7 protein-coding genes are annotated in these 6,309 nt (G+C 62.7%); 2 read left to right on the top strand and 5 right to left on the bottom strand.

The window, feature by feature from the left end:
- On the bottom strand, positions 1–584 hold a 584-nt coding region (locus CTR53_RS21035), incomplete at its 3' end, for a GTP-binding protein (protein WP_290818427.1).
- A gap of 28 nt (positions 585–612) precedes the next feature.
- Positions 613–1,041 carry a PaaI family thioesterase gene (locus CTR53_RS21030; protein WP_290818424.1) on the bottom strand — a complete coding sequence of 143 codons (429 nt, stop codon included), beginning with the start codon at positions 1,039–1,041 and terminating at the stop codon, positions 613–615.
- A 531-nt stretch (positions 1,042–1,572) separates the two neighbouring features.
- On the opposite strand from CTR53_RS21030, the gene CTR53_RS21025 reads away from it, so the two are divergent.
- A complete protein-coding gene (locus tag CTR53_RS21025; RefSeq protein ID WP_290818421.1) occupies positions 1,573–1,845 on the top strand; it encodes a hypothetical protein in 273 nt (90 codons plus the stop codon).
- A gap of 266 nt (positions 1,846–2,111) precedes the next feature.
- Here the strand turns inward: CTR53_RS21025 and CTR53_RS21020 are convergent, their stop codons facing one another.
- On the bottom strand, positions 2,112–2,918 hold the full coding sequence (locus CTR53_RS21020; protein ID WP_290818418.1) for a hypothetical protein: 807 nt from the start codon (positions 2,916–2,918) through the stop codon (positions 2,112–2,114).
- Between the two features lie 285 nt (positions 2,919–3,203).
- Here CTR53_RS21020 and CTR53_RS21015 point away from each other — a divergent pair, with 285 nt between their 5' ends.
- Positions 3,204–4,388: an SRPBCC family protein gene (locus tag CTR53_RS21015; protein ID WP_290818415.1), complete on the top strand. Its 1,185-nt coding sequence runs from the start codon at positions 3,204–3,206 to the stop codon at positions 4,386–4,388.
- 229 nt (positions 4,389–4,617) lie between these two features.
- Here CTR53_RS21015 and CTR53_RS21010 read toward each other — a convergent pair whose 3' ends face one another.
- Positions 4,618–5,688, bottom strand: a complete 1,071-nt coding sequence (locus CTR53_RS21010) for a tartrate dehydrogenase (RefSeq protein ID WP_290818413.1) — start codon at positions 5,686–5,688, stop codon at positions 4,618–4,620.
- Between the two features lie 63 nt (positions 5,689–5,751).
- The coding region (locus CTR53_RS21005; protein ID WP_290818410.1) for a tripartite tricarboxylate transporter substrate-binding protein at positions 5,752–6,309 on the bottom strand (558 nt) is incomplete at its 5' end.

The following is a 6,309-nucleotide window of genomic DNA, read 5'->3' as shown; positions in this document are numbered from 1 at the left end:
AGCGGCGCATTGCGGTCGCCCTTGGGCGCCGGCAGACGATTGACCAGCGCTTCCAGCACCAGGTCGATGCCGATGCCGGTCTTGGCCGAGATCGGCACGGCATCGGAGGCATCCAGGCCGATCACATCCTCGATCTGCTGTTTGACGCGGTCGGGCTCGGCCGCCGGCAGGTCGATCTTGTTCAGCACCGGCACGATTTCGTGCTTGGCATCCAGCGCGTGATAGACGTTGGCCAGCGTCTGCGCTTCGACGCCCTGCGACGCATCGACCACCAGCAGCGAGCCCTCGCAGGCGGCTAGGCTGCGGCTGACTTCATAGGCGAAGTCGACATGGCCTGGCGTATCCATCAGGTTGAGGACGTAGTCCTTGCCGTCTTTCGCATGATAGTTCAGGCGCACGGTCTGCGCCTTGATGGTGATGCCGCGTTCCTTCTCGATATCCATGCTGTCGAGAATCTGTTCGCTCATCTCGCGCTTTTCGAGGCCGCCACAGGCTTCGATCAGGCGGTCGGCCAGCGTGGATTTGCCGTGGTCGATATGCGCGATGATCGAGAAGTTGCGGATCAGGGAAGGATCGGTCGCCACGGTCTATCTTGCTCTGCGAAAAAAGGGCTCAGCGGAACAGCGCGAGGATGTTGCCTTCGCGGGTTTCCTGGCTCGGGATCTTCATGATGCCGGAGGTGCGCAGGCAGGGCGCGCCATCGGCGGTGATCATTGCCTCGGCGAAGGCGAGGTTGCGCGTGGTGCGGATCAGGCGGCCATGGCCTTCGACCCAGCTGCCCAGCGGCGCCGGACCGACATAGTCGCCGGTCAGGTTGATGGTGGGCATGAACTTCCTGCCGCCGGCGCCGATGCCGCAGGTGAAGCTGACCAGCATGTCGGCAAACGTCATCAGCATGCCGCCATGGCAGATCTGCATCGGATTGCAGTGGCGCTGCTCGACGCGGAAACCCATCACCGGCAGGCCGTCGTCGTCGTGCAGCCGGCCCCAGAGCGGCCCGTTGGCTTCGAGGAAACCGCCAAGCAGGCGCAATTCTTTCATACCGGCAGGAATCGCCGGGTTTTCTGAAGTCTGCGCCAAGAATGGGGGGTGACTCATGCGCGGGGGTTGTAGCATCCGGGGCCATCAGGGGCAATCGAGGCTTCGGCCAGCAAAAAGCGCTGGAAAACAGGTATAAATGACCCCTTCTCGGTCCTTATTCCGGGCTTGTTTCGGCTTATTCCATGCTTATGGCATCCTTATATTTGCTTATTTCATCCTTATTCCGGCTTGCCGGCCGCTTATTCGGCCCCGGCGCCGGCGTCCCGCGTCACAGCTTGACTGTCGCGCCAGAATATGAGAACATTATAGGAACATATTACCGGATTATCCAGTCCGTGACCTCAGCGGGGTGCGGCAATGGCGATCTGTCCCCTTCCGGTCACAGCCACCCTTCCCGGTCACAGAATGAGGCTCTGCCGTCACGGCCGCGTCACCGGCTGATAGCGAAGCCATCACACCACCGGCCGCGAAATCCGGCCTATGGTTTTTGCAACGACGACACAGACATCAAACCCGGTAGCGGAGAGAAAAATGACCCAGACCCATGTTTCGCTCGTCAATCTGCAGTCCCAGATTCATGCCGCGCAGCAGCAGGAGCATGACCTGCGCGAGGAGCGCGAGGTCTGCGACATGGAATTCCGCGCGATGAATGCGCATCTCGGCCGCATCAGCATCCGTCCGCGCGATATGGACGACTATGATGCCGTGCTGCGCAAGCGCGAACGCATCTCGGACGAATGGCGCTTGGCCAGCCGCAAGCTCATCACCCTGCAGCGCCGCCTGGAAGCGGCCGGTCTGCAGTAAGGTTTCTCCACCCGTCTCGCAAACGGTGAAACGACGAACGGCCGGAGATGAAAGTCTCCGGCCGTTTTCGCGCGGACGACACCCTCACCCCAACCCTCTCCCGCAAGCGGGAGAGGGAGGGCCCCGCCGCGCAGCGGTGGGAGGGTGAGGGCCTTCTGCGGTTTTGCGCAAGGTACAGATTTAAAAAAACCGTCGTTCCCGCCCAAGCGGGAACCCAGAACAACGGTCAGACTGGGTCCCCGCTTGCGCGGGGACGACGAGAATTTCTAGCCGCCTGCTGCCAGCGAGATCGAAGCGGCCGGTGGCGCAAGTTCTTCCACCTCCACCTCCCCCTCTTCTTCCCCGATACACAGCGTCTCATCGGCAAAGCCCATGGTGCGCCAGCAGTCGCGCATCGCCTGCGCGAAACCCTGCGGCGTCGGCGGAGCGGCGCGGACGATGGCGGCCAGCGCGCGCGCCATGCGCACTTCGGGGCCAAGCTGCGCCGCGTCGCGCAGGATCGCCTCGGCCGTATCCGGCCGGCATTCCAGCAGCGCGCGCAGCAGCTGCATGGTGATCGCCCAGTCGGGCTTTAAACCGGGCAGCGGCAGCGACGGCGCCAGATTGCGCAATTCATCCAGCACATCGGCATCGGCCAGATCGGCTTCGGAGGCGGCGTAAGCATCGAGCCCCATACGCAGCATGGCGGGGAAGAAGGACTGGTGTTCGATCAGCGACACCAGATCGCTGATCAGCCCGTAATGCCACTCGATCCAGCGCGCGTCTTCATGGCAGAGATAGCAATGCGGCCAGCCCTGCGTTTCGAGCTTGAGATGCCCCAGTTCATGCACGATGGTCATGACATCATTGGGAGGCATTGTGTCGGAGGACGACGGCATGGCATTCGGCAGCGGCGCACCGGCCAGCACCACGGCGCGCAGGCCGGGTTCGGACCAGGCCTCGCCCTCGGCGCCTGCCATCTCGTCGTCGCGCAACAGACGGACAGAGAGTCCGCTGGCGCGTTCGACATCGGCACGCCAATTGCGCGCTTCCATCGGCAGGATGACCGCATCCCAGGAAAGTTCGTACAGCATGCTTTTTTGACCGGTTTGGGGAGGCCAGCCGGCCCGGAAAGACAACCGGGGAGACGGTCTGGGTGAGCCCTATTTAGGGCGGCAAATCCGGTCGGCAGCGTGACGTGATCGCGACATTTTTTATGCCGTTGATATTGCTGGCGCGGACGCGATGTCGCAGGCGGGCGTTGATTAACAGACCGCGAAAAACCAGCGCAGCTTGGCCTTTCTGCCTCCTGCCCTTACGACAGGCTTTGCCGCAGCCGCCGGCTGTGCTTCCCTGTCGGAAACGTGGGAGGACACCGCATGGACCATGCGCCGCATCTGGCGCAATTCCGTCGTCTGCTGGCGCTGGTGCGCCGCGAGCGCGACGAGAATCTGGCACAGCCCTTCTACATCAGGCCCAACATCTACTGGCGGCCCGAGCGGTTGCAGCTGGAGATGCAGCGCGTGTTCCGCCGCGCGCCGCTGGTGCTGGGCCATGCCGCCATGCTGCCGAAAGCCGGCGACACGCTGGTGATGGATGTGCTGGGCCAGCCGCTGCTGATCGCACGTGGACGCGACGGCACGATCCGCGGCTTCCTCAATGTCTGCCGCCATCGCGGCACGCGGCTCTGCAATACCGACAACGAGAATGGCATCACCCGCCAGAGCCAGTTCACCTGCCCCTATCACAACTGGGTCTACGACCTGGATGGCCGGCTGAAACATGTGCCGCTGGAGGCGGAAGGGTTTCCCGGCCTCGACAAGGCCCGCTTCGGCCTGACGCCGATTCCGCTCGCCGTCCGCGAGGGCATGATCTTCGGGATCATCGATCCAGATGTCGGCGCCATGGACCTCGACGGTTTCCTCGCCGGCATCGATCAGGATCTGAGCGTCTTCGGCTTCGGCCAGATGCAGTTCTATGCCGCCGCCACCACGAAACGCAAAACCAACTGGAAGCTGATCATCGATGCCTTCCAGGAAAGCTATCATGTGTCGCGACTGCATCGATCTACAGTAGGGCCGTTCTTTCTGGATAACTGTGCGGTGATCGACAGCCTGGGCCCGCACAGCCGCGCCGTGGTGGCGCGGACCGAATTCGCCGAGATCGCCGCGCTGCCGGAACGCGACTGGGACGCGCGGCGGCACAGCAGTTTCGCCTATATGCTGTTCCCCAACACGATCCTGGTGCTGCATCCCGATTACACCAGCATCCTGACCATGCTGCCGGTCGCAGCCGATGAGACGCTGTTCCGCCATGTCATGCTGGTGCCGCAACTGCCGCAGGACGAAAAGACCGAGGCGCATTACCGCCGCAGTTTCGACCTGATCGAGGGCGGCGTGTTCCAGGCCGAAGACCTGCATATCGCCGAACAGGCGCAGATCGGCATGGCGTCGGGCGCCAACAGGACGATGATCTACGGCAGGTTCGAGAGCGGCATTCGCCGCTTCCACGAGACGCTGGATGAGTGGCTGGGCACCAGCAGCGTGAGCGAGATGGCGGAGTAGCCCTCCTCCTTTGTCATCCCCGGGCTTGTCCCGGGGATCCACGTCTTCCTTTTTGCAGAATAAGGCGTGGATGGCCGGGACAAGCCCGGCCATGACACGAGTTGTGCGTATAAGAAAACGGCCGGAGATGATCCGGCCGTTCGATCTTACATTCGTCGTCCCCGCGAAAGCGGGAACCCAGAACAACGGTATGACTGGGCTCCCGCTTTCGCGGGAGCGACGAAGAAAGTCAGCCCTTCGCCACGACCTCGGCAATCGCCTTGCCGACGTCCTTCGTATTGGCCTGGCCGCCCATGTCGGGCGTGCGCGGTCCGGCTTCCAGCACCTCTTCGATCGCCTTCATCACGGCATCCGACGCATCCTTGTGGCCCAGATGCTCCAGCATCATCGCGCCGCACCAGATCTGGCCGACCGGGTTGGCAATGCCCTTGCCGGCAATGTCCGGCGCCGAACCGTGCACCGGCTCGAACAGCGAGGGGAATTTGCGTTCCGGATTCAGGTTGGCCGACGGGGCAATGCCGATGGTGCCGGTGCAGGCCGGACCCAGATCGGACAGGATATCGCCGAACAGGTTGGAACCGACCACGACATCGAACCAGTCGGGATGCTGCACGAAATGCGCGGTGAGAATGTCGATGTGATACTGGTCGACCTTGACGCCCGGATACGCCTTCTTCATCTCGGCCACGCGCTCGTCCCAGTAGGGCATGGTGATCGAGATGCCGTTCGACTTGGTCGCCGAAGTCAGATGCTTCTTCGGCCGGCTCTGCGCGAGGTCGAAGGCAAATTTCAGGATGCGATCAGACCCCGTGCGGGTCAGGATGGTTTCCTGTATGACGAATTCACGCTCGGTGCCGCCAAACATGCGGCCGCCGATCGAGGAATACTCGCCCTCGGTGTTTTCGCGCACGACGTAGAAATCGATATCGCCCACTTTACGATTGGCCAGCGGCGACGGGATGCCCGGCATCAGGCGGACCGGGCGCAGATTGACATACTGGTCGAATTCGCGGCGCCACTGGATCAGCGAACCCCAGAGCGAGATATGGTCCGGGACTTTCTCCGGCCAGCCGACCGCGCCGAAGAAGATCGCGTCATGGCCGCCGATCTTGTCCTTCCAGTCGGCCGGCATCATGGCGCCGTGCTTCATATAATGGTCGACGCTCCAGTCGAAATGATCGTACGCGAAGTCGATGCTGAAGCGGCGCGCCACCGCATCCAGCACGGCCACGCCTTCCGGCACGACCTCCTTGCCGATGCCGTCGCCGGGGATCACCGCGATCCTGTGTTTCTTGGCCATGAGATTTACGCGTCCTTGTTTTTGATCTTGAGGTCTGGGGAGACTTAAGCAGGTTACAGGAGGTTAGTCAGCATACTGGCCGGCCGCCTTGATCAGCGGCGCCCATTTGTCGATTTCGGCATAAAGATGCTTCTTGAGCGCATCCGGCGTGGCCCGCTCCGGCGAGGCCACCGTGGTGTTGATCTCGCCGAAGCGCTTGACGATCTCGGCATCCTTCAGCGCACCGCGGGCCGCAGCGGCCAGCTTCTGCACGACGGCATCGGGGGTGCCCTTCGGCGCATAGAGCGCGTGCCAAACATTGACCTCGAAGCCCTTCAGGCCGGCCTCGTCGGCGGTCGGCAGGTCGGGCAGATCCTTGATGCGCTGCTTGGTGGTGATGGCATAGGCCTTCACCTTCTTGGCCTTGATCTGGCCCGTCGTATTGGTGGCCTGGTCGCAGGTCATGTCGAGCTGCTTGCCGAGCAGGTCCTGCATCACCGGCGCATTGCCGCGATAGCCGACCGTGTTGAGCTGCACATCCATCGCCGACATCATCAGCATGCCGCAGAGATGCGAGGCGGCGCCGATGCCGGCATTGCCATAGGAGACCTTGCCGCCTTCCTTCTTCAGATGCGCGATCAG

This window comes from Ferrovibrio sp., assembly GCF_002796975.1.
Taxonomy (GTDB): domain Bacteria; phylum Pseudomonadota; class Alphaproteobacteria; order Ferrovibrionales; family Ferrovibrionaceae; genus Ferrovibrio.
Note: the sequence above shows the minus strand (reverse complement) of the source record. Positions and strands in the feature narration are given on the sequence as shown.